The organism is Nonomuraea sp. NPDC050383, assembly GCF_044459125.1.
Lineage (GTDB): Bacteria > Actinomycetota > Actinomycetes > Streptosporangiales > Streptosporangiaceae > Nonomuraea.
In genome coordinates this window covers 376,874-398,303 of the sequence record NZ_JBITIP010000004.1, presented here as the reverse complement: position 1 = coordinate 398,303, position 21,430 = coordinate 376,874, and the positions used below count along the sequence as shown (strand labels likewise).

16 protein-coding genes are annotated in these 21,430 nt (G+C 72.4%); 11 read left to right on the top strand and 5 right to left on the bottom strand.

All coding sequences use genetic code 11. The features are described from left to right. Positions 1 to 53: 53 nt before the first annotated feature. Entirely contained in the window at positions 54 to 1,133 is a 1,080-nt protein-coding gene (locus tag ACIBG4_RS13230) for a DUF695 domain-containing protein (RefSeq protein ID WP_397202004.1), read from the bottom strand. Positions 1,134 to 1,265: 132 nt separating this feature from the next. On the opposite strand from ACIBG4_RS13230, the gene mnmA reads away from it, so the two are divergent. Then, entirely contained in the window at positions 1,266 to 2,345 is a 1,080-nt protein-coding gene (gene mnmA / locus ACIBG4_RS13225; protein ID WP_397202003.1) for a tRNA 2-thiouridine(34) synthase MnmA, read from the top strand. A 45-nt stretch (positions 2,346 to 2,390) separates the two neighbouring features. Here mnmA and ACIBG4_RS13220 read toward each other — a convergent pair whose 3' ends face one another. Further along, positions 2,391 to 3,032 carry an MBL fold metallo-hydrolase gene (locus ACIBG4_RS13220; RefSeq protein ID WP_310708728.1) on the bottom strand — a complete coding sequence of 214 codons (642 nt, stop codon included), beginning with the start codon at positions 3,030 to 3,032 and terminating at the stop codon, positions 2,391 to 2,393. A 23-nt stretch (positions 3,033 to 3,055) separates the two neighbouring features. Here ACIBG4_RS13220 and ACIBG4_RS13215 point away from each other — a divergent pair, with 23 nt between their 5' ends. From ACIBG4_RS13215 to gatB, 7 genes are all read left to right on the top strand, one after another. After that, complete coding sequence (locus ACIBG4_RS13215; protein ID WP_397202002.1) at positions 3,056 to 4,045, top strand: methionine synthase; 990 nt, start codon at positions 3,056 to 3,058, stop codon at positions 4,043 to 4,045. Between the two features lie 76 nt (positions 4,046 to 4,121). Beyond that, positions 4,122 to 6,311, top strand: a complete 2,190-nt coding sequence (gene ligA / locus ACIBG4_RS13210; protein ID WP_397202001.1) for an NAD-dependent DNA ligase LigA — start codon at positions 4,122 to 4,124, stop codon at positions 6,309 to 6,311. A 345-nt stretch (positions 6,312 to 6,656) separates the two neighbouring features. Beyond that, positions 6,657 to 8,732, top strand: a complete 2,076-nt coding sequence (locus ACIBG4_RS13205; protein ID WP_397202000.1) for a putative bifunctional diguanylate cyclase/phosphodiesterase — start codon at positions 6,657 to 6,659, stop codon at positions 8,730 to 8,732. A 52-nt stretch (positions 8,733 to 8,784) separates the two neighbouring features. Continuing rightward, a complete protein-coding gene (locus ACIBG4_RS13200; protein ID WP_397201999.1) occupies positions 8,785 to 10,221 on the top strand; it encodes an ATP-binding protein in 1,437 nt (478 codons plus the stop codon). 109 nt (positions 10,222 to 10,330) lie between these two features. Continuing rightward, on the top strand, positions 10,331 to 10,630 hold the full coding sequence (gatC, locus tag ACIBG4_RS13195; protein ID WP_113699768.1) for an Asp-tRNA(Asn)/Glu-tRNA(Gln) amidotransferase subunit GatC: 300 nt from the start codon (positions 10,331 to 10,333) through the stop codon (positions 10,628 to 10,630). Next, positions 10,627 to 12,117 (top strand): Asp-tRNA(Asn)/Glu-tRNA(Gln) amidotransferase subunit GatA, encoded by a 1,491-nt coding sequence (gene gatA / locus ACIBG4_RS13190; protein ID WP_310708732.1) that lies wholly within the window; start codon positions 10,627 to 10,629, stop codon positions 12,115 to 12,117. The genes gatC and gatA overlap by 4 nt, the downstream gene beginning before the upstream one ends. Positions 12,118 to 12,140: 23 nt before the next feature. Further along, positions 12,141 to 13,628, top strand: coding sequence for an Asp-tRNA(Asn)/Glu-tRNA(Gln) amidotransferase subunit GatB (gene gatB, locus ACIBG4_RS13185; RefSeq protein ID WP_397202131.1), 1,488 nt, complete (start codon positions 12,141 to 12,143; stop codon positions 13,626 to 13,628). Between the two features lie 147 nt (positions 13,629 to 13,775). On the opposite strand, the gene ACIBG4_RS13180 is transcribed toward gatB, so the two are convergent. The 3 genes from ACIBG4_RS13180 to ACIBG4_RS13170 are packed head-to-tail and all read right to left on the bottom strand — an operon-like array spanning position 13,776 to position 16,822. Beyond that, positions 13,776 to 15,296, bottom strand: coding sequence for a tripartite tricarboxylate transporter permease (locus ACIBG4_RS13180; protein WP_397201998.1), 1,521 nt, complete (start codon positions 15,294 to 15,296; stop codon positions 13,776 to 13,778). Beyond that, positions 15,297 to 15,842, bottom strand: coding sequence for a tripartite tricarboxylate transporter TctB family protein (locus ACIBG4_RS13175; protein ID WP_397201997.1), 546 nt, complete (start codon positions 15,840 to 15,842; stop codon positions 15,297 to 15,299). Beyond that, the gene (locus ACIBG4_RS13170; protein ID WP_397201996.1) at positions 15,842 to 16,822 is read right to left on the bottom strand and encodes a tripartite tricarboxylate transporter substrate binding protein; all 981 of its coding nucleotides are present in this window, start codon (positions 16,820 to 16,822) and stop codon (positions 15,842 to 15,844) included. Before ACIBG4_RS13170 ends, ACIBG4_RS13175 begins: the two co-directional genes overlap by 1 nt. Before the next feature lie 134 nt (positions 16,823 to 16,956). Here ACIBG4_RS13170 and ACIBG4_RS13165 point away from each other — a divergent pair, with 134 nt between their 5' ends. The 3 genes from ACIBG4_RS13165 (at position 16,957) to ACIBG4_RS13155 (ending at position 21,425) form a co-directional block, all read left to right on the top strand. Next, the gene (locus tag ACIBG4_RS13165) at positions 16,957 to 18,540 is read left to right on the top strand and encodes an ATP-binding protein (protein WP_397201995.1); all 1,584 of its coding nucleotides are present in this window, start codon (positions 16,957 to 16,959) and stop codon (positions 18,538 to 18,540) included. Then, on the top strand, positions 18,537 to 19,256 hold the full coding sequence (locus ACIBG4_RS13160; RefSeq protein ID WP_397201994.1) for a response regulator: 720 nt from the start codon (positions 18,537 to 18,539) through the stop codon (positions 19,254 to 19,256). The genes ACIBG4_RS13165 and ACIBG4_RS13160 overlap by 4 nt, the downstream gene beginning before the upstream one ends. 93 nt (positions 19,257 to 19,349) lie before the next feature. After that, a complete protein-coding gene (locus ACIBG4_RS13155) occupies positions 19,350 to 21,425 on the top strand; it encodes a VanW family protein (RefSeq protein ID WP_397201993.1) in 2,076 nt (691 codons plus the stop codon). The last annotated feature ends 5 nt before the right edge of the window (positions 21,426 to 21,430 follow it).

Here is a 21,430-nt window from a genome sequence, read left to right as displayed (position 1 = left end):
CCGGCTGACCCGGCCGATCCGCCGCCCAGGACGGAGAAGTCAGGACGGAGATGTCAGGTGAGGAAGGGGGCGACCGCCGTCCAGGCGGGGTCGTCCGACACCTGCACCCGCGCCTTGCCCTCGTTCCACCCCTTGACCAGCTCCTCGGCCCAGGTGTGGGCGTCGCCGTCCCGGTCGGCGTACAGGTGGAAGATCCGCAGCCCCTCGGCGCTCAGCCGGACGGCCAGCAGGGCCGTCTCCCGGCGGTCGAGCAGCCCGGCGGTGAGCCGGTCCTCGAAGGACTGCAGCGAGCTCAGCGAGCCGACGGCGGGCAGGCCGCCCTCGTCGCGGTGCCGGTACGGCAGCGTGATCTCGATGTGCCGGTCGAGCAGTGGATGGTCCACCGGCCGCAGCGGATGGCGGGCGCTCGCGTGCAGCGGCGCACCGCTGACCGTCTGCCCCTCCAGCAGCGCCCACTGCTCCTCGCCGGGGCCGGGGGCGAGGTCCGAGGCCAGGTCGGCCACCACGGCCGGCAGGTGCGCGGCGGCCACCGCGTCGATCGGCTCGAACGTCACCGGCGTGATCTCGCCCACCCACCGGGCCACGTCGTCCTCGCCCAGCAGCCAGTCGAGGGCGAGCAGCGTCGCCTCCATCCGGATGTCCTCGTCGAGCTCGCCGAAGATCGGGTGGTAGGCCGACACGTCCACGCGCGAGCCGTCGCGCGGCACGCGCAGCCCCAGCGTCAGCTTGTCCAGCTCGACCGTGCGCCCGTCCATGTCGAAGGTCCGCTCCGAGGCGCGCGGGTCGGCCTGCCGCGACGGGTGGAACTCCCACAGCAGGTCGCCCTCCGGCGCCGCCCTGGCCCAGCGGTGGGCCAGCGGCCGCAGCTCGGCGTCGCCCGCGGCGGTCACCACCAGGGCGTGCGCCGCCTCCTTGCCCGGGGCCAGCTCCCAGACCAGGCCGGGATGCAGCGCGCTCACGGCGGGGTCGAGCAGCTCCGCCAGGCCGTCCGCGTCACCGGCCGCCACCACGGCTTCGACGCGGGGCCGCGCCTCCTGCCACCACGCCCAGAACACGGGCACGCCGGCGCCCGGCCCGCCCGTCCCGTGCCCGCCGGTGCCGTCCTCGCCGTCCTTGCGCCCGAACAGTCGCATAGTCGTGCATCCTTTCAGACCCCGCGCGTCCTCGCCTCCTCACCCCGGGGGCGTCATCAGGCGTCACCGGCTCGCGGCGGCCCGCCATCGGCGCGAGGCGCACTCTCCACGGGACAGTACGCTTGGAACGTCATGGGATTGCGTGTGCTTGCCGCCATGTCGGGCGGCGTCGACTCAGCCGTGGCCGCGGCCCGGATCGCCGAGGCCGGCCACGAGGTGACCGGTGTCCATCTCGCCCTGTCGGCCAACCCTCAATCCCACCGTACGGGAGCCAGGGGCTGCTGCACGATCGAGGACTCGCGGGACGCGCGCCGCGCCGCCGACGTGATCGGCATCCCGTTCTACATCTGGGACATGGCCGAGCGCTTCCAGCGTGACGTGGTCGAGGACTTCGTGGCCGAGTACGCGGCGGGCCGCACGCCCAACCCGTGCCTGCGCTGCAACGAGAAGATCAAGTTCGCGGCCGTGCTCGACCGGGCGCTGGCGCTCGGGTTCGACGCCGTGGCGACCGGCCATCACGCCAGGCTCGTGGACGGCGTGCTGTCCCGCAGCGTCGACCAGGGCAAGGACCAGTCGTACGTGCTGGGCGTGCTCACCCGCGAGCAGCTCAGCCACGCGATCTTCCCGCTGGGCGACTCCACCAAGGCCGAGGTGCGCGAGGAGGCCGCCCGGCGCGGCCTGACCGTCGCCGACAAGCCCGACAGCCACGACATCTGCTTCATCGCCGACGGCGACACGCGGGGCTTCCTGGCGAAGCGGCTGGGCGAGGCCGAGGGGCCGATCGTCGACGAGTCGGGCGAGGTGGTGGGCAGCCACCAGGGGGCCCACGGGTTCACGGTGGGGCAGCGCAAGGGCCTGCGCATCGACCGGCCGGCCTCCGACGGCAGGCCGCGCTACGTGCTGTCGATCGAGCCGGTGTCCAACACGGTCACCGTGGGGCCGCGGTCGGCGCTGGAGGTCACGACGATCACGTGCGGCCGCCCGGTCTGGAACGGGCCGTCCGCCCACGACGACCCGCCCGGCCGGCTCCGCGACCTCACCGTCCAGCTCCGCGCGCACGGCGAGGTGTACGAATGCCGCTTCGAGGAGACCGGCGACGGGCTGCGCATCGAGCTGGACCGCCCGGCCACGGGCGTCGCCGCGGGCCAGGCGGCGGTGCTCTACTCCGGCGCGACCGTCATCGGCAGCGCCACGATCAGCCACGCCGTCTGACCCGAGGCCCGCGCTCCCGCGCGGGCAAGGCCTGGGGTGGCGCTGTCAGCCGAGGGTGACCGACTCGCCGACGGGGATCCGCCGGATGTCGGCGCCCTGCTTGTCCGACTCGAGCTTGAGCCAGCTGTCCAGCAGGCCCAGCCCCACGTCGCTGTACAGCGCGTCGTGCGTGGAGTACGCCCGCGCCGGCCGTACCGTGCGCAGGTACTCGACCATGTCCGGCAACCTGAGCCACGGCGCGGAGGTGGGCACCAGGAGGGTCGGCACGTCGGCTTCGGGCACCGTGAGCGCGTCGCCCGGGTAGAACACCTCGTCGTCGATCATGAAGCCGACGTTCTGCACGATCGGCATGTCGGGGTGGTTGGCCGCGTGCCACTCGCCGAACGCCTTCACCCCGAACCCCGCCACCTCGAACGTGTCGCCGTGGCGCACCGTCCGGACCTTGGCGGGCACGCCTTCCGCCGCGGCCAGCTCCTCGGCGACCGCCTCGCACGTCCAGATCTCCAGCTCCGCCGGTGCGGCCCTCAGCCGGTCGGGGACGACGTGGTCGGCGTGCTGGTGGGTGATCAGCACCGCGTCGGCGCCGTCCAGGGCCTCGGCCTCGCTGAACATCCCCGGGTCGATGACGAGGACCTTGCCGTCCTTCTCCAGCCGCACGCAGGCGTGGCCATATTTGGTGAGTCTCATCTTGGAGAGCCTACGCTTGTCCCATGTTGACGTGGGAAGCCACCGGGGTCGGGTCGCAGCCGGGGCAGGATCACCTGGAGGCGGCACGGCTGGTGTTCGGCGAGCTGCCGGACCTGCCCTACCTTCCGGAGCTCCCCGCCCGGGGAGTGGGCGCGGACATGATCGGCCGTACGGCGGGGCTGCTGGTGGAGCTGCCGGTGGAGGTGCAGCCGTCGGGCTGGCGGCTGACCGGCCGGCCGGGGCGCGACCACCAGCGGGCCGTGGACCACCTCCGGCGCGACCTCGACGGCCTGGAGGAGGTGGGCCACGCCTACGAGGGGCCGTTGAAGGTGCAGGTGTGCGGCCCGTGGACGCTGGCGGGCGCGCTGGAGCTGCGCCACGGCGACAAGGTGCTGTCCGACCGCGGGGCCGTGCGCGACCTGGCCGACTCCCTCGCGCAGGGCGTCGCCGAGCACGTCGCGGAGGTGCGGCGGCGCCTGCCCGGCGTCACCGAGGTGGTGCTCCAGCTCGACGAGCCGGGCCTGCCGGGGGTGCTGGCCGGCACCGTGCCGACCGCCTCGGGCTTCGGCCGGCTGGCCGCCGTGGAGGAGTGGCGGGTGGAGGCGTCGCTGCGCGGGTTCCCCGCGCCGATCGTCCACTGCTGCGCGCCGTCCGTCCCGTACGACCTGCTGCGCCGCGCGGGCGTGCGCGGCGTCTCCGTGGACGCGTCCCTGGTCAGGCGGCGTGACGAGGAGGCGGTCGGCGAGGCGGTGGAGGCCGGGCTGCTGCTGTTCCTCGGCGTGGTGCCCGGCACCGACACGCGGCTGCCGGACGTGGGCGTCGTCGCCAAGCCCGCCGTGGAGCTGTGGCGGCGACTCGGGTTCCCGGCGGAGCGGCTGGCCGGGCAGGTGGTGCTCACGCCGTCGTGCGGGCTGGCCGGGGCCTCGCCCGCGTACGCGAGGGCGGCATTGGCGGCCTGCCGGAAGGCGGCCCGGGTGCTCCGTGATGATCCGGAGGCGGGGGGCGCCGAATGACGCCCCCACCTGGCCAATCTTGTCGGTGCCCGGCGATAGCGTTCTCCCAGGGGTCGAGGAAGGAAGGGGTGCCGGCGTGAGCGAGCTGAACACCGAGGCCGGGGGCGTGCCGGTGGAGGCGCTGAAGCGGCATGCCGAGGTGTCGGAGCTGGTGGAGGAGGCCCGCTGGCGCTACTACGTGCTCGACCAGCCCACGGTCAGCGACGCCCAGTTCGACGCCTGGTTCAACGAGCTGCTGGCGCTGGAGGAGGCGCACCCCTCGCTCCAGACGCCCGACTCGCCGACCCAGAAGGTGGGCGCGCCGGTCTCGGGCGACTTCGCCAAGGTCGATCATCTCGCCCGCATGGAGAGCCTCGACAACGCGTTCAACGCCGCCGACATGGCCGCCTGGCAGGCGCGCGCCGAGCGGCTCGCCGAGCGCGACCCCGGCCCCTACCTCGTGGAGCTCAAGATCGACGGGCTCGCGATCGCGCTCGTCTACCGCGACGGCAGGCTGGAGCGCGGCGCCACCCGGGGCGACGGCCGCACGGGCGACGACGTGACGGCCAACGTCCGCACCATCAGGGGCGTGCCCCACCGGCTGACGGGCGACGACGTGCCCAGCCTGGTCGAGGTGCGCGGCGAGGTCTACATCCCGGTCGCCGACTTCAAGACGCTCAACGAGCAGCTCGTCGAGCAGGGCAAGCCCCCCTTCGCCAACCCGCGCAACTCCGCGGCCGGCACCCTGCGGCAGAAGGACCCGCGCATCACCGCGCAGCGGCCGCTCCGCATGATCGTCCACGGGGTCGGCGTCTGGGAGGGCGCCACCCCGCCGCGCACCCAGTCCGAGATGTACGAGCGGCTGCGCGCCTTCGGGCTGCCGGTGAGCGACCTGTACCAGGTCGTGGGCAGCGCGGCCGAGGTCGACGAGTTCATCGAGCACTACCACGTCCACCGGCACGACCCCGCGTACGAGATCGACGGCGTGGTGGTCAAGGTGGACGACTTCCGCCTCCAGAGGGAGCTGGGCTCCACCTCGCGGGCGCCGCGCTGGGCGATCGCCTACAAGTACCCGCCGGAGGAGGTCAACACCAAGCTCCTCGACATCCAGGTGGGCGTCGGCCGCACCGGCCGCGTCACGCCGTTCGCGGTGATGGAGCCGGTGACCGTGGCCGGGTCCACGGTGGAGCGGGCCACCCTGCACAACGCCGCGATCGTGGTCAAGAAGGGCGTGCTGATCGGCGACACCGTGGTGCTGCGCAAGGCCGGCGACGTCATCCCCGAGGTCGTCGGGCCGGTGACGGCGCTGCGCGACGGCTCCGAGCGGGAGTTCGTCATGCCGACGCACTGCCCCGAGTGCGGCACCGAGCTGGCCTACGAGCGTGAGGGCGACGCCGACCTGCGCTGCCCCAACGCCCGCGGCTGCCCCGCGCAGATCCGCGAGCGCCTCTACTTCGCGGCCGGGCGCAGCGCCCTCGACATCGACGGCCTGGGTTACGTCGCGGCCACCGCGCTCAGCCAGCCGCTGCCGCCGCAGGAGCCAGTGGTGCGCACCGAGGCCGACCTGTTCGACCTGACGCTCGACCAGCTCATCCCGATCCGGTCCGTGGTGCGCGACATGGACAGTGGCCTACCCAAGATCGACTCGAAGACGGGCGAGGAGAAGGTCGTCTCGTTCTTCTCCAACCTCAACGGCGAGGCCAGCCAGAACGCGCTCAAGCTCATGGAGTCGCTGGAGCAGGCCAAGCAGGTGCCGCTCTGGCGCGTCCTGGTGGCGCTGTCGATCCGTCACATCGGCCCGCCCACGGCCAGGCTGCTCGCCGGCGAGCTGCGCTCGATGGACGCCATCATGAACGCCTCGGAGGAGGAGCTGGCCGCGGTCAAGGACATCGGGCCCCGTACGGCGGCCACGATCCGCGAGTGGTTCCAGGTCGACTGGCACCGCGAGATCGTCGAGCGCTGGCGCGCGGCCGGGGTGCGCATGGAGGACGAGCCGGCGCCGGAGAAGGGGCCGCAGATCCTCGACGGGCTCACGTTCGTGGTGACGGGCACGCTGGAGGGCTACACGCGCGACTCCGCGGCCGAGGCGCTCACCAGCCGGGGCGGCAAGGTGTCGGGATCGGTGTCGAAGAAGACCTCGTTCGTGGTCGTCGGGGAGAACGCCGGGTCCAAGTACGACAAGGCGGTCAGCCTGGGGGTGCCGATCCTGGACGAGGCGGGCTTCGAGGTCCTGCTCAAGGACGGGCCGGAGGCGGCGGCCAAGGCGGCGGTGACGCCGGAGGGGTGACCGGGCCCGATCGCCGCCCCGCCCGGCCGGGCGCCAGGAGGCAGGGGCGGGGCGAGGTCCTGCGTGACACGACGCGGGGAGCAGGCCGGTTTCTTGTGTGACGCGGCGCGGGGAGCGGGGCGGGGCGCCGGGCGACACGCCCGGGGGAGCGAACGGATCACATCGGCGGGGAGCAAAGGGCCGAAAGGCGCCGCGCAGGTACAGAGCGTCGATATGCTGTCTACACAGTGTGCTTTCCGGGCATATGTCCGAAAGGAGAAGTGACGGAACGTACGCGCTTGGTTTCGCGAAGTGGGGTAAAGGTCGTACCCTCCCATAGTGACCTGATGGGGGTTCTGTTTACCGATGACTGACCCAACCGACACCCGCGACACAGGACCACGCGTCGGCACGCCCCTGTGGGCGTACCTCGCGGGCATCACCGTGATCGGCTTCACCGCCCTGGTCGTGGCCCTGCTGAGGCTGGATCCCGCGCCCCTGGTGGAGCTCGCCCGCACGCCCCTGTTCTGGGTGCTGGCCGTGCTGGTCATCCTGGGAGAGCTGCGGCCCGTGATGGTGTCCTCCGCGGCCGTGGTGGGCGGCACCTACCCCTCCACGATGTTCACCTTCGCCGTGCTGCTGCACTTCGGCCTGCCCGTGGCGGTGCTCATGCAGTGCGTGGCCGTCGTGATCAACGGTGTGGTGACGCGCCGGGCGTGGCACCGGGTGATGTTCAACACCGCGCAGTCGACGCTGGCGCTGACCGCCGCCGCCGTGGTGCTGGGCGTGTTCGGCATCATGCCGAGCCCGGCGCGGCCGTGGGTGCCCGACGGGAGCGACCTGGCCGCGCTCGGCATCGCCGGCGTCGCCTACTTCGCCATCCGGGCCGCGCTGGTCAGCGGCGCCGTCGCCCTGCACGAGCGCCGCTCGATCGTGCGGGTGCTCAGGGCCTCGGCCGGGCCGCAGAGCCTTGTGTACGCGGGCCTGCTCGGTCTCGCGCCGCTGGTCGTGGTCGTCATGAGCCAGGCGCCGGAGATGGTGCCGCTGTTCGTGGCGCCGCTGGCCGCCGTCTACTTCACCGCCACGCTGTCGATGCGCCGCGACCACCAGGCCATGCACGACGAGCTGACCGGCCTGCCCAACCGCAAGATGCTCATCGTCAGCACCGAGGAGGCGCTGGCCGAGGCCCGCCAGGACGAGCGGGTCGGCCTGTTCCTGCTGGACCTCGACCGGTTCAAGGAGGTCAACGACACGATGGGGCACCCGGTGGGCGACCGGCTGCTGCAGATGGTCGCCCACCGGCTCACCCACTCCGTGCGTCCCGGCGACGTCGTGGCCCGGCTGGGCGGCGACGAGTTCGCCGTGCTCCTGCCCTCCATCCGCGACACCCACGCGGCACGCGAGGTGGCGGCCCGGTTGCGGGCGGCCCTGACCGAGCCCGTGCGCCTGGAGGGCATGACGTTCGATCTCGACGGCTCGGTCGGCATCGCCCTCTACCCCGACCACGCCCCCGACTTCGAGCTGCTGCTGCAACGCGCCGACGTGGCCATGTACCTCGCCAAGGAGAGCCGCACGGGCGTGGAGCTCTACCAGCCGAACAAGGACCGCAACTCGCCCGAGCGTCTCAACCTCCTCGGCGACCTGCGCCGCGCCGTCGACAACGGCGAGCTGCGGCTGCACTACCAGCCCAAGGTGGGTCTCACCGACGCGGCCGTCCACGGGATGGAGGCGCTGCTGCGCTGGCGCCACCCGGTGCACGGGCCGATCGCGCCGTCGGAGTTCATCCCGCTGGCCGAGCAGTCCTACCTGATGCGCCAGCTCACCGCGTACGTCATCGACAGCGCGCTGGAGCAGGCGGCCCGCTGGTGGCACACGGGCCTGCGGGTGCGGATCTCGGTCAACATCTCGGCCCGCGACCTGCTCGACTCGGCGCTGCCGGAGCAGCTGGAGATGGGGCTGGCCAAGTACCAGCTCCCGCCGGCCGCCATCCAGCTGGAGGTCACCGAGCGCATCCTCATGGGCGACCAGGTCTACCAGCACGAGGCGATCAAGGCGCTGGCCGCGCTCGGGGTGCCGCTCGCGCTGGACGACTTCGGCACCGGCTACTCCTCGCTCATCCGGCTCCAGCGGCTGGCCATCTCCGAGGTCAAGATCGACGCGTCGTTCGTGCGGCGGATCGCCGAGTCCGAGGACGACGCGCGGATCGTGCGCTCGATCGTCGACCTGGTCCGCTCGATCGGGCTGCGCTCGGTCGCCGAGGGCGTCGAGACGGACGCGGTCGCCCTGCGCCTGGCGGAGATGGGCTGCGACCTCGGCCAGGGCTGGCTGTTCGGCAAGCCGATGCCCCCGGCCGACGCCACGGCCTGGCTCCGCGACCGCTTCGACCCCTCCACCTCGGACATCGAGTACGGCTACCGCCCGGAGGTCACCCAGACGGCGTAGGAGATGGGAGCACACTTCGTCGAAGTACACTCCTACATCCTTGGGCGGTTGTGTGATCCCCAAGCCCGAGCGTGTCTTCGCCCGTGACTTCGAATGGCGGCACCTGGCTCGCTTCGCCGCCGGCGTCGGCCGCCGACCCCAGCTCGGCGTCGTCAGCGGGCGCCGCCGCCAGGGCAAGACCTTCCTGGTGGAGGCGCTGGCGAGAGAGACCGGCGGGTTCTACTTCGGGGCGACCGAGGCAACCGAGACCGAGTCGCTGCGCCTGTTCTCCACCGCGCTCACCGAGCATGTCCAGGAGCCGACGCCGTACCGGTTCGGTGACTGGGACGAGGCCATGCGCCGGCTGTTCGCGATCAGCGCCGAGCGGCGGGAGCTCATGGTCATCGACGAGTTCCCCTATCTGAGCAAGGTCTCGCCCGCACTCCCGTCGATCATCCAGCGGGAGATCGACCGGGCCATCGCCGATGACAGGCCCGCGTCGTTGCTGCTGTGCGGGTCCGCGATGTCCGTCATGGGCCGCCTGCTGGCGGGCGGCGCGCCGCTGCGCGGCCGGGCGTCCGTGGAGCTGGTCGTCCGCCCCTTCGACTACGACCTGGCCGCCCGGTACTGGCGGATCGATGATCCGCGGCTCGCCGTACAGGTGCATGCTGTCGTCGGCGGCACGCCGGCCCACTTGCGTTTCGTGGGTGGCGACACGCCCGCAGGGCCCGGCGACTTCGACGACTGGGTGCAGCGGACCGTGCTCGACCCGGGCACCCCGCTGTTCCGCGAGGCGCGCTACCTCCTGGAGGAGGAGGCGGACGTGCGTGACTCGGCGCTCTACCACTCGGTGCTGGCCGCGGTGGCGACGGGCAACGGCACTCGGGGCGGGATCGCCGCCTACATCGGGCGCAAGGCCGCCGACATCGGCCATCACCTCAACGTGCTGGAGGACAGCTCCCTGCTGCGCCGGGAACCCGACGTCTTCCGCCCCTCCCGCTCGGTCTATCACGTGTGCGAGCCGCTGATCACCTTCTACCAGGTGGTGATGAGGCCGCGCTGGGGGCTGCTGGAGAGCGGCCGGGCGGCGGCGGTCTGGAAGGACTCGCGTGGCCGGTTCAGCGACCAGGTCCTCGGCCCGCACTTCGAGGAGATGTGCCGGGCGTTCGCGCGTGTGGAGGACGTTGTCGGCGAGCTGCCCGGTGAGGTGGGCGCCGGAGTGGTCACCGACACGGCGGAGCGCCGCCAGATCGAGGTGGACGTGGTCGTCTTCGCCCCCGCCATTCCGGGCGAGCCCCGCCGGATCCTGTCCCTGGGGGAGGCGAAGTGGGGCAGGACGATGGGGGCCGGGCACAGCGGTCGCCTCCGGCGGGCCAGGGATCTGCTGGGAGCCAAGGGCTACGACGTACGCGACACCGTGCTGGCCTGTTACAGCGGCCTGGGGTTCGACGGCGCGCTGCAGGGGGAGCGGGACGTCAGGACCGTCGGCCCCGCGGAGCTGTACGGGTGAGTGCGGGCAGGGCGCGTGTTTCCAGGTGGTTAATGGTTCGGAGGCGATCCGTCAAGGCCCCTAGGATGTGAGTGTCCAAACTCCATCCACGAAACGGGTTCAACGACTCATGTCCGCCATAACCCGCGACGAGGTCGCACACCTGGCTCGGTTGTCCAGGCTGGCGCTCACCGACGACGAGCTCGACCACTACGCCACGCAGCTCGATGCCATCATCGAGTCGGTCGCGAAGGTAGCCGAGGTCGCCGCCGAGGACGTGCCGCCGTCGTCGCACGCGCTCCCGCTGACCAATGTCTTCCGTGCCGACGAGGTGCGACCGTCCCTGACGCCCGAGCAGGCGCTCTCCGGCGCTCCCGCCGTCGAGGACGACCGCTTCCGGGTGCCGCGCATCCTCGGGGAGGAGGCATGAGCTTGATTCGTAAGACCGCCGCCGAGCTCGGCGCGATGATCGCGGCCGGCGAGGTGTCGGCCGTCGAGGTGGCCGAGGCGCACCTCGACCGCATCGCCGAGGTCGAGCCGAAGGTCAACGCGTTCCTGCACGTCGACCGGGAGGTGACGCTCGGCCAGGCGCGCGCCGTCGACGAGCGGCTGCGCGCCGGTGAGCGGCTCGGCCCGCTGGCCGGCGTGCCCATCGCGCACAAGGACATCTTCGCAACCGAGGACATGCCGACCACGGCCGCGTCCAAGATCCTCGAAGGCTGGCACCCGCCGTACGACGCGACCGTCACGCGCCGCCTGCGTGAGGCCGGGCTGGTCATCCTGGGCAAGACCAACCTGGACGAGTTCGCGATGGGCTCCTCCACCGAGAACTCCGCCTACGGCCCGACCCGCAACCCGTGGGACCTGGACAGGATCCCGGGTGGCTCGTCGGGTGGTTCGAGCGCGGCCGTCGCCGCGTACGAGGCGCCGCTGTCGACCGGTACCGACACGGGCGGCTCCATCCGGCAGCCCGCCGCGGTCACCGGCATCGTCGGCATGAAGCCGACCTACGGTGGTTCGTCCCGCTATGGCCTGATCGCGTTCGCCAGCTCGCTCGACACGCCGGGCCCGTTCGCCCGCAACGTGCTGGATGCGGCGCTGCTGCACGAGGCGTTCTCCGGGCACGACCCGATGGACTCGACCTCGATCGACGCGCCGGTGCCCTCCGTGGTGGAGGCGGCCCGGCAGGGCGACGTGGCCGGCCTGCGGGTCGGCGTGGTCAAGGAGTTCGGCGGCGACGGCTACCAGCCCGGCGTGCTGGCGCGCTTCCACGAGGCCGTGGCGGTGCTGGAGTCGCTCGGCGCCAAGGTCGTCGAGGTGTCCTGCCCGTCGTTCGCGACCGCGCTGCCCGCGTACTACCTGATCGCGCCGTCGGAGTGCTCCTCCAACCTGGCGCGCTTCGACGCCATGCGGTACGGCCTGCGCGTCGGCGACGACGGCACCCGCAGCGCCGAGGAGGTCATGGCGCTGACCCGGGCCGCCGGCTTCGGCCCCGAGGTCAAGCGGCGCATCATGCTGGGCACCTACGCCCTGTCGAGCGGTTACTACGACGCCTACTACGGCCAGGCGCAGAAGGTGCGCACGGTCATCTCGCGCGAGTTCGAGGCCGCCTACCACCAGGTGGACGTGCTGGTCTCGCCGACGACGCCCACGACGGCGTTCCCGATCGGCGAGCGCGCCGACGACCCGATGGCGATGTACCTCGCCGACCTGTGCACGATCCCGACCAACCTGGCCGGCAACGCGGCGATCTCGGTGCCGTGCGGCCTGGCCGACGAGGACGGCCTGCCGGTCGGCCTGCAGATCATGGCCCCGGTGCTGGGTGACGACCGCTGCTACCGGGTCGGCGCCGCGGTCGAGAAGGCCCTGGAGAGCCGCTGGGGCGGCCCGCTGCTGAAGGAGGCTCCGGCACTGTGACGGACACCGGTACGACCACGAAGATGCCCTACGACGAGGCGCTCGACCGGTACGAGCCGGTGCTCGGCCTGGAGACGCACGTCGAGATGGGCACCGCGTCGAAGATGTTCTGCAGCTGCCCGACCACGTTCGGCGCGCCGCCCAACACGCACGTGTGCCCGACCTGCCTGGCGCTGCCCGGCTCGCTGCCGGTGGCCAACGCGAAGGCGATCGAGTCGACGATCCGCATCGGCCTGGCGCTCAACTGCTCGATCGCCGAGTGGTGCCGCTTCGCCCGGAAGAACTACTTCTATCCGGACATGCCGAAGAATTACCAGATCTCCCAGTACGACGAGCCGCTCTGCTTCGACGGCTACGTCGACATCGAGGTCGACGGCAAGACGGTGCGCATCGAGATCGAGCGGGTCCACCTGGAGGAGGACACCGGCAAGTCCACCCACATGGGCGGCGCGACCGGTCGCATCCACGGCGCCGACTACTCGATCGTCGACTACAACCGGGCCGGCATCCCGCTGGTCGAGATCGTCACCAAGCCCATCCCGGGCACCGACCGGCTGGCGCCGGAGGTGGCCAAGGCGTACGTCACCGAGCTGCGCGAGATCATGCGCTCCCTCGGCGTCTCCGACGTGCGCATGGAGGAGGGGTCGCTGCGCTGCGACGTCAACGTCTCGCTCATGCCGCGCGGCTCGTCGGAGTGGGGCACCCGCACCGAGACCAAGAACGTCAACTCCCTGCGCAGCGTCGAGCGGGCGGTGCGCAGCGAGATCGAGCGGCAGGCCGCGGTCCTGGCCGGCGGCGGCCGGATCGTGCAGGAGACCCGCCACTTCCACGAGGACACCGGCACGACCACGTCCGGCCGGTCCAAGGAGGAGGCGCAGGACTACCGCTACTTCCCCGAGCCCGACCTGGTGCCGATCGCGCCCGACCCGGCGTGGGTGGCCGAGCTGAAGGCGGCCCTGCCGGAGCTGCCGTCGGTCAAGCGCCAGCGGCTGCAGGCCGAGTGGGGGCTGTCCGACCTGGACATGCAGGCCATGCACAACGCCGACGCGATCGACCTGGTCGAGGCGACGGTGGCGGCGGGCGCTCCGGCGGCCGACGCGCGCAAGTGGTGGATGGGCGAGCTGGCCCGCCGCGCCAACGAGACCGGCGTCGCGCTCGCCGAGCTGCCGATCACGCCGGCCCAGATCGCCCGCGTCACCGAGCTGGTGGCCTCCGGCGCGCTCAACGACAAGCTCGCCCGCGAGGTGCTCGAAGGCGTGCTGAACGGCGAGGGCACGCCGGACGAGGTGGTCGACAAGCGCGGCCTCAAGATCGTCAACGATGAGGGCGAGCTGTCGGCGATCATCGACGAGGTCCTCGCCGGCAACGCCGACGCGGTCGAGAAGGTCCGCTCCGGCAAGATCGCGGCGGTGGGCGCGCTGGTCGGCGGCGTGATGAAGGCCAGCCGCGGCAAGGCCGACGCGGCCCGGGCACGGGTGCTGATCCTGGAGAAGCTGGGCGTCTCCGAGTAGGCGCGCACCGACGTAGGCGCGCACCGAAGTAAGTGCGCTCAGGACGCGCGAAAGGTCCCGCCGGCACCTGAACGGCGGGACCTTTCGCACATCCCCTTGACGCCTCCCCTGAAGAAGCACTGACGCCAGTGCCCCCCAGGACGGCGGCTAATCCTCTTCGTGGATGACGACCGGCGCCAGGTCCTTCCGCATGGCCAGCCTGCGCACCACCGGCGTGAGCAGCGCCGCCAGCGCGAGCACCAGCAGCACCACGGCGACCGGGCTCTTGACCAGCACGGTGACGTCGCCCGCGCCGATGGCCAGGGCCCGGCGGAGCTGGATCTCCGCCATCGGGCCGAGGATCATGCCGATGACGGCCGGCGCGACGGGCAGCCCGAAGCGGCGCATCGCGAACCCGAGCAGTCCCAGCACGAACAGCACGACCAGGTCCACCACGGTCCCGTTCAGGGCGTAGACGCCGAGGGCGGCGAACACCACGATCCCGGCGTACAGGTAGGGCCGGGGGATCCGCAGCACCCGCGCCCACAGCGGGGCGAGCGGCAGGTTCAGCACCAGCAGCATGGTGTTGCCGATGAACAGCGACGCGATCATGCCCCACACCAGCGCGGGGTTGTGGTCGAACAGCTGCGGACCGGGCTGCAGGCCGTACTGCTGGAAGGCGGCCAGCAGGATCGCGGCCGTCGCCGAGGTCGGCAGGCCGAGCGTCAGCAGCGGCACGAGCGTGCCCGCCGCGGAGGCGTTGTTGGCCGCCTCCGGCCCGGCCACGCCCTCGATCGCGCCCTTGCCGTACTCCTCGCGGGCGACGCCTCGGGCCAGGCGCTTCTCGGCGGCGTACGACAGGAAGGTGGGGATCTCCGCGCCGCCGCCCGGCAGCGCGCCGAACGGGAAGCCCAGCGCGGTGCCGCGCAGCCACGGCGCCCAGGAGCGGGCCCAGTCGGCGCGGCCCATCCAGGCCCGGCCCACGGGCACCACCTCGGGCGTGGAGTGACGCAGCCGCGAGGCCACGTACAGCGCCTCGCCGAGCGCGAACAGCCCGACCGCGACGATCACCACGTCGATGCCGTCGAGCAGTTGCGGGATGCCGAGCGTGAGCCGCGCCTGCCCGGTCTGCTGGTCGATGCCGATGAGCCCGATCACCAGGCCGAGCCCGAGCGAGGCGAGGCCGCGCACGAGCGAGCGCGACAGCACGGCCGACACGGCGGTGAACGCGAGGATCGCCAGCGCGAAGTAGTCCTCCGGCCCGAACGAGATGGCGAAGGCCACCACCGCGGGGGCGGCGACGACGAGCAGCGCGGTCGCGATCGTCCCGGCCACGAACGAGCCGATGGCGGCCGTGGCAAGGGCCTGGGCGGCCCGCCCGCGCCGGGCCATCTTGTTGCCCTCCAGCGCGGTGATCATAGACGACGACTCGCCGGGCGTGTTGAGCAGGATCGACGTGGTCGAGCCGCCGTACATGCCGCCGTAGTAGATGCCGGCGAACATGATGAACGCGCTGGCGGGCGGCACCGTGAACGTGATCGGCAGCAGCAGCGCCACGGTCATGGCCGGGCCGATGCCGGGCAGCACGCCGACGAGCGTGCCGAGCGTGACGCCGACCAGCGCGTACATGAGGTTGACCGGGGTCAGCGCGGCGCCGAACCCGTCGAGCAGGAGCTGGAGCGAGTCCACCTACAGCACCCCCTTCAGCCAGCCGCCCGGCAGCGTGACGCCGAGCCCTCTGACGAACAGCAGGTACGTGACGAGCCCGATGACCACACCGACGACCGCCGCGCGCACCTTGTGCTCGGCGCCGAGCGCCACGGACAGCCCGAAGAACAGCAGGGCCGAGCCGATGACCCACCCGACGACGTTGAGCACGGTGACGAACGCCAGGAAGATCCCGCTCACCAGCACGACGCTGCGCCAGTCCGCGGGCGCCCCGGCGTCGACGTCCTCGCTCTCCTCGGGGTCACCCTGGCCGCCGCGCAGCACGTCGGCCACGTAGAAGACGCCCACGACGATCATCGCGCCGCCGACCAGGGCCGGGAAGAACCGCGGGCCGAGACCGAGCTGCGAGGCCGCCGCCGACACGCCGAGCGTGCCGACGATGACGAACACGCCCAGCCCCAGCACCACGAGGGCCAGCACCAGCTCGGGCCGCCACCACCGGCGCGGCGCCTCCCCGGACGAGGGCTCACCGGAGGGGGCGCGCACGGGTGTGTCTGGGGAGGACATCAGGACACGAGCCCCATCTCGGCGATGATGCCCTTGACCCGGGCCTGCTCGGCGTTGAGGTAGCCGGCGAACTCCTGGCCCGTCTGGAACGAGTCGATCCAGCCGTTCTTGGCGACCGCGTCCTTCCACGCCTGCGAGTCGTGCATCTTGGTCACCAGGTCGGTCAGGGCCTGCTTGTCGCCGTCGCTGATCCCGCCGGGCGCCACGAAGCCGCGCCAGTTGGCCAGCTCGACGTCCAGGCCGCCCTCCTTGAGGGTGGGCGCGTCGAGGCCGGAGATCCGCTGTCCGGAGGTGATGCCGAGGGCGCGCAGCTTGCCGGACTTCACGTGCTCGGCGAACTCGCCGATGCCCGAGACGCCGATCGTGACCTTGCCGCCGAGCAGCGCGTTGAGCGCCTCACCGCCGCCGGAGTGGGCGATGTAGTTGACCTGCTTGGGGTCCACGCCCGCGGCCTTGGCCATGAGGCCGGCCACGATGTGGTCGGTGCCGCCGGCCGAGCCGCCGGCCACGGAGACCTTGGCCGGGTCCGCCTTCCAGGTCGCGACCAGGTCGGAGAGCTGCTTGAGCGGGGAGTCGGCCGGGACCACGACGATCTCGTACTCCTCGGTCAGCTTGGCGACGGGCGTCGTCTCGGCCAGCGTGACCTTGGACTTGTTCTGCTCGATCGCGCCGAGCATGACCAGGCCCATGGTCATCAGCAGGTTGCCGTTGCCCTTCTCGCCGGCGAGCTGGGACAGCCCGATGGTGCCGCCGGCGCCGGGGACGTTGTAGACCTCGACCCTGCGCTTGGGGTCGGCGGACTTGATCGCCTGCTCGGCGACGCGGGACGTCTGGTCCCAGCCGCCTCCGGGGGAGGCGGGCGCCATGATCCGAAGGGCGCTGGTGCCGCCGGAGGCGCTGCCGCCACCGGCGTTCTCTCCGCAGCCGGTCAGGGCCGTGACGGAGATCGCCGCCAGGGCGGCGAGTATACGCAGACGCATGAGAACTCCAAGGGGGGATTTCACGGTATGAAATCTGGATGGTGAAGTCCGTCCCAGGCAGAGTCGAGCTTTATCCGATAGTCGTCGTTTAGGTCTTTTTGGTCGCTACCCGCCTGTGACCTGCGGGTGTTTCCATGAGTCGGGTGAGACGGGTACGTGACGCGTCCCTGGGGACGCAGCTCTTCGTGCTCCAGATGGTGATCGTGCTGCTCGCCGTCGGGGGCACCGCCGGCGTGTGGGCCGAGCACACGCGCGACCAGCTCGACGCGCTGCACCAGCAGCGGGCGCTGGCCATCGCCCAGTCCGTGGCCGCGCTCCCGCAGGTGCGCGACGCCTTCGACCTCAAGAACCCCGAGACGGTGCTCCAGCCGCTCGCGGCCAGCGTCCAGCACTCCACCGGCGCCGACTACGTGGTGATCGCCAACCGCGAGCAGACCCGCTACGCCCACCCCAACACCGCGCTCATCGGCCGCAAGCTGTCCACCGACGGCACCGCCGTGCTCACCACGGGCCGAAGCTGGGTCGGCACCGAGACGGGCACCATCGGCACCACGGTGCGCGGCAAGGCGCCGGTCTTCGACGAGTACGGCGAGGTCATCGGCCTGGTGTCGGTGGGGGTGCTGGAGACCACGGTCACCGGCCAGCTCGCCGGCGCGCTGCCGCCGTTGCTGTGGACCGCGCTGGCCGTCCTGGTGGCGGGGCTCGCCCTGGCGGGGCTGATCACCGCGCGGGTGCGCAGGCAGACGTTCGGGCTGGAGCCCGCCGAGATCGCCGCGCTGCTGGAGCAGCGCGAGGGCGTCCTGCACGGCGTGAAGGAGGGCGTGCTCGCCCTCGACCTCACCGGCAGGGTGACGCTGGTCAACGACGCCGCCCGCGAGCTGCTCGGCGACGTGGGGCAGGACCTGGGGAGCATGCCGGTCTCCGACCGCATGCGCGACGTGCTCGGCGGCGCCGACCCCGGTGAGGACCGGATCGTGCTGCACGGCGACCGCGTGCTCGTGCTCAACCGCACCCCCGTGTCCGTACGCGGCCAGCACCGGGGCTGGGTGGTGACCCTGCGCGACCGCACCGAGCTGGTACGCCTGGCCCGCGAGCTGGACGACACCAGCAGCGCCACCGAGGCGCTGCGGGCCCAGGCGCACGAGTTCGCCAACCGCATGCACACGGTCGTCGGGCTGCTGGAGCTGGGAGAGCACGACGCCGCGATCGGCTTCATCACCCGAGGCACCGGCGCCGCCTACGCCGCCGACCTGCGCGAGCGGGTCCAGGAGCCGACGCTCGCGGCGCTGCTGCTGGCCAAGTCGGCCGAGGCGGGCGAGCGCGGAGCGCGGCTGGTGCTGTCCGACGACTCGGCGGTGCCCGAGGGGTCGCTCGGCGACCCGCGGGACGCCGTCCTGGTGGTCGGCAACCTGGTGGGCAACGCGATCGACGCGCTCGACGGAGCGCCCGGCACGATCGAGGTGTCGGTACGGGCCGACGCGGACGGTCTGCGGGTGCGGGTGGGCGACTCCGGCCCCGGCATCGCGCCGGACCTGGTGGAGGAGGTGTTCCGGGAGGGATTCACCACCAAGGCCGCCCACTCGGGGCCGCGCGGGCTGGGCCTGGCGCTGACCCGGCAGGCATGCCTGCGCAGGGGCGGCTGGGTCAAGGTGCGCAACGAGCGGGGCGCGGTCTTCACGGCCCTGCTGCCGTCCCAGGTGGAGGCGGTGGCGCGATGACACGCGGCGGCGATGACCGGCGGGACGCCGGCACGGCCGGGACCGGCGACGACGGGGCGGAGCTGCGCGTGCTGGTCGTGGACGACGACTTCATGGTGGCGCGCATCCACAGCGGCTACGTGGCGCGGATCCCCGGCTTCCGGGTGGTCGCGACCGCGCACACCGGCGCGGACGCGCTGGCCGAGGCCGCCCGGCACCGGCCCGACCTCGTCCTGCTCGACATCTACCTGCCCGACATGTCCGGCCTGGACGTGCTCAAGGACCTGCGCGACACCGACGCGCTGGTGATCAGCGCCGCCCGCGACGTGCCGACCGTCAAGGAGTCCATGCGCCGCGGCGCGGTCAACTACCTGATCAAGCCGTTCACCGCGGACGCCCTGGCCGAGCGGCTCCGGCAGTACGCCGAGACCCGCAGGCGGCTCACCTCCATCGGCCCCGAGGCGCGGCAGGACGACGTGGACCGGCTCTTCGGCACGCCGACCTCGGCCGCGTCCCTGCCCAAGGGCCTGTCGCCGGCCACCTGCGCCCTGGTCGCCGAGACATTGCGCGAGGCGGGCGGCGACCTGTCGGCGGCCGAGGCCGCCGAGCTGGCGGGCCTGTCGCGGGTCAGCGCCCGTCGTTACCTGGAGTTCCTGTGCGCGGAGGGCCGGGCCGAGCTGAGACCCCGGTACGGCAGCGCCGGTCGCCCCGAACATCGCTACCAGTGGAGAGGATGACACCCTTCCGTAGCCGTATTCCGCGACATATCCCCATGCTCGTGCCTTACTGTTGCCTGAAGATGTGGCTGCGGAGCGGGAGGAGATTGAGGCGTGCGTAACGCCGGGCCGATCGACTCGCCGACCGATCCCTTCTCGTCGGTGCCCCTGCCCAGTTCGGGCACCACGAGCAGGAAACCGCGGATCGAGGGCCTGCCCCCCGGAGTGTCCCGGGACATCTTCGGCCCCACCGGACCGCCCGTGCCGCCGGAGCCCCGCACCGCGCCGGCCCCCGGACCTGGCGGCCCCGCGAACGGCTCGCCGGACGGCGCCCCCAACGGCGACGGCACCCCCGGCGGCAAGAGCGCGCTGCCACCGATGGCGGCCCCCGTGCAGCCGTGGCCGGTGAGCCGTACCCGGGTGGACCCGCCGCGCGGCCCCGTCTTCGGCATGCCCGAGCTGCCGGAACAGCCCGAGCGCCCACCCTCCCTCCTCGACCCCGAGCCGCCCCGCCGCGGCCGCCTGCTGCCCGCCCTCCTGCTGGTCGTCGTGGCGCTGGCCGTGCTCGCGTACCTGGTGCCCGCCGTGCTGATGTCGGGCTCCGTCTTACGCGGCACCCGGGTCGGCGGCGTGGACATCGGCGGCCTGACCGTCACCCAGGCGGCCGACAGGCTCCGCGACCGGCTGGCCGTCAAGCTCAACAAGCCCGTCACCGTGGACATCGGCGGCCAGAAGGAGATCATCCAGGCCGACGAGGCCGGGCTGGAGCTCGACGTGGTCGGCACGATCGGCCAGGCGCGCAGCGGCTTCCCCAGCCCCGTCGACGTGTGGCGGGGCCTGACCGGGACCGTCGACCTGGAGCCGAAGGTCACCATCGACGTCGCCCAGCTCACCCGGACCGTCGAGGGGCTCGCCGAGAGCCACGACAAGGTGCCGCGCGAGGGCCGGGTCACCTTCGACGGGCTGCGGCCGGTCGCGACGGAGCCGCGCGACGGCGTGCTCCTCGACCGGGACGACGCGGTCCGCGCCATCGACGCCGCCTTCCGCGCCGGCCGCGAGCTGGCCCCCCTCACCCTGCGGCCCGCCAAGCCCGAGAGCACCCCCGAGACCGTCGCCAAGGCCAAGGCCCTGGCCGAGCAGGCCGTCGCGGCCCCCATCACCCTCGCCCTGAACGGCAGGCAGGCCCAGATCCCGCCCGCGATGATCGCCGCCAACCTCACCTTCGCCGTCGGCGAGGACTCCGAGGACGGCGAGCTGACCCCCCGCTTCGACGCCGAGAAGGCCCTCGCCACCGTGGAGAGCGGCCTCATCGACGAGGCGCAGGCGCCCCGCGACGCCACCTACGACATCGTGAACGGCAAGCCCGTCCTCGTCCCGGCCCGCACCGGCAGGGGAGTGGACCCCGACCGCCTCGCCGCCGACGTGGCCCGGGTCGTCGCCGGACAGGGCAGCCGCGTCGTCCCGGTGAAGCTCGCCACGGTCAAGCCCGAGGTGGCGACGAGCCAGGTGAGCGGCCTCGGCATCAAGGAGAACGTCGGCGAGTTCACCACCACGTTCGAGTGCTGCCAGCCCCGGGCCACCAACATCCAGCGGATGGCCGCCCAGCTCGACGGCCGCGTGGTCCGGCCGGGCCAGACGTTCTCGCTGAACGACGCCACGGGGGAGCGCACCCGCGAGGGCGGCTACGTGGAGGCGGGACAGATCGTCGGCGGCCGGCTCGTCAACATCGTCGGCGGCGGCGTCTCCCAGTTCGCCACGACCCTCTACAACGCGGCGTACTTCGCCGGGTTCGAGGACGTCGAGCGCACGCCGATGGACTACTACGCCGTGCGGTACCCCGCCGGCCGCGACGCGGCGCTGCTCTACCCGGACCGGGACCTGAAGTGGCGCAACGACTCCGACCACGGGGTGCTCATCAAGACCGCCACGACGGGCACGTCCGTCACGGTCACGCTGTGGAGCACCCGGCGCTACGACAAGATCCAGGCGATCGAGTCGGAGAAGCGGGACTTCACCCCGTTCCGCACCCAGACCAGCAGCGACCCGGCGTGCGTGCCGACCGCCGGCGTGCAGGGCTTCACGGTCGACGTCACGCGGGTGTTCTTCAAGGACGGCAAAGAGGTCAAGCGCGACCGCAAGCAGACCACCAAGTACCGCCCCCAGGCCCAGGTGATCTGCGCCGCCGAGTGACGGGA

Bases quoted from the DNA above. Each gene is read 5' to 3' on its own strand.
- ACIBG4_RS13230 (WP_397202004.1), bottom strand. From the start codon at position 1,133: ATGCGACTGTTCGGGCGCAAGGACGGCGAGGACGGCACCGGCGGGCAC.
- mnmA (WP_397202003.1), top strand. From the start codon at position 1,266: ATGGGATTGCGTGTGCTTGCCGCCATGTCGGGCGGCGTCGACTCAGCC.
- ACIBG4_RS13220 (WP_310708728.1), bottom strand. From the start codon at position 3,032: ATGAGACTCACCAAATATGGCCACGCCTGCGTGCGGCTGGAGAAGGAC.
- ACIBG4_RS13215 (WP_397202002.1), top strand. From the start codon at position 3,056: ATGTTGACGTGGGAAGCCACCGGGGTCGGGTCGCAGCCGGGGCAGGAT.
- ACIBG4_RS13205 (WP_397202000.1), top strand. From the start codon at position 6,657: ATGACTGACCCAACCGACACCCGCGACACAGGACCACGCGTCGGCACG.
- gatC (WP_113699768.1), top strand. From the start codon at position 10,331: ATGTCCGCCATAACCCGCGACGAGGTCGCACACCTGGCTCGGTTGTCC.
- gatA (WP_310708732.1), top strand. From the start codon at position 10,627: ATGAGCTTGATTCGTAAGACCGCCGCCGAGCTCGGCGCGATGATCGCG.
- gatB (WP_397202131.1), top strand. From the start codon at position 12,141: ATGCCCTACGACGAGGCGCTCGACCGGTACGAGCCGGTGCTCGGCCTG.
- ACIBG4_RS13175 (WP_397201997.1), bottom strand. From the start codon at position 15,842: ATGTCCTCCCCAGACACACCCGTGCGCGCCCCCTCCGGTGAGCCCTCG.
- ACIBG4_RS13170 (WP_397201996.1), bottom strand. From the start codon at position 16,822: ATGCGTCTGCGTATACTCGCCGCCCTGGCGGCGATCTCCGTCACGGCC.
- ACIBG4_RS13165 (WP_397201995.1), top strand. From the start codon at position 16,957: ATGAGTCGGGTGAGACGGGTACGTGACGCGTCCCTGGGGACGCAGCTC.
- ACIBG4_RS13160 (WP_397201994.1), top strand. From the start codon at position 18,537: ATGACACGCGGCGGCGATGACCGGCGGGACGCCGGCACGGCCGGGACC.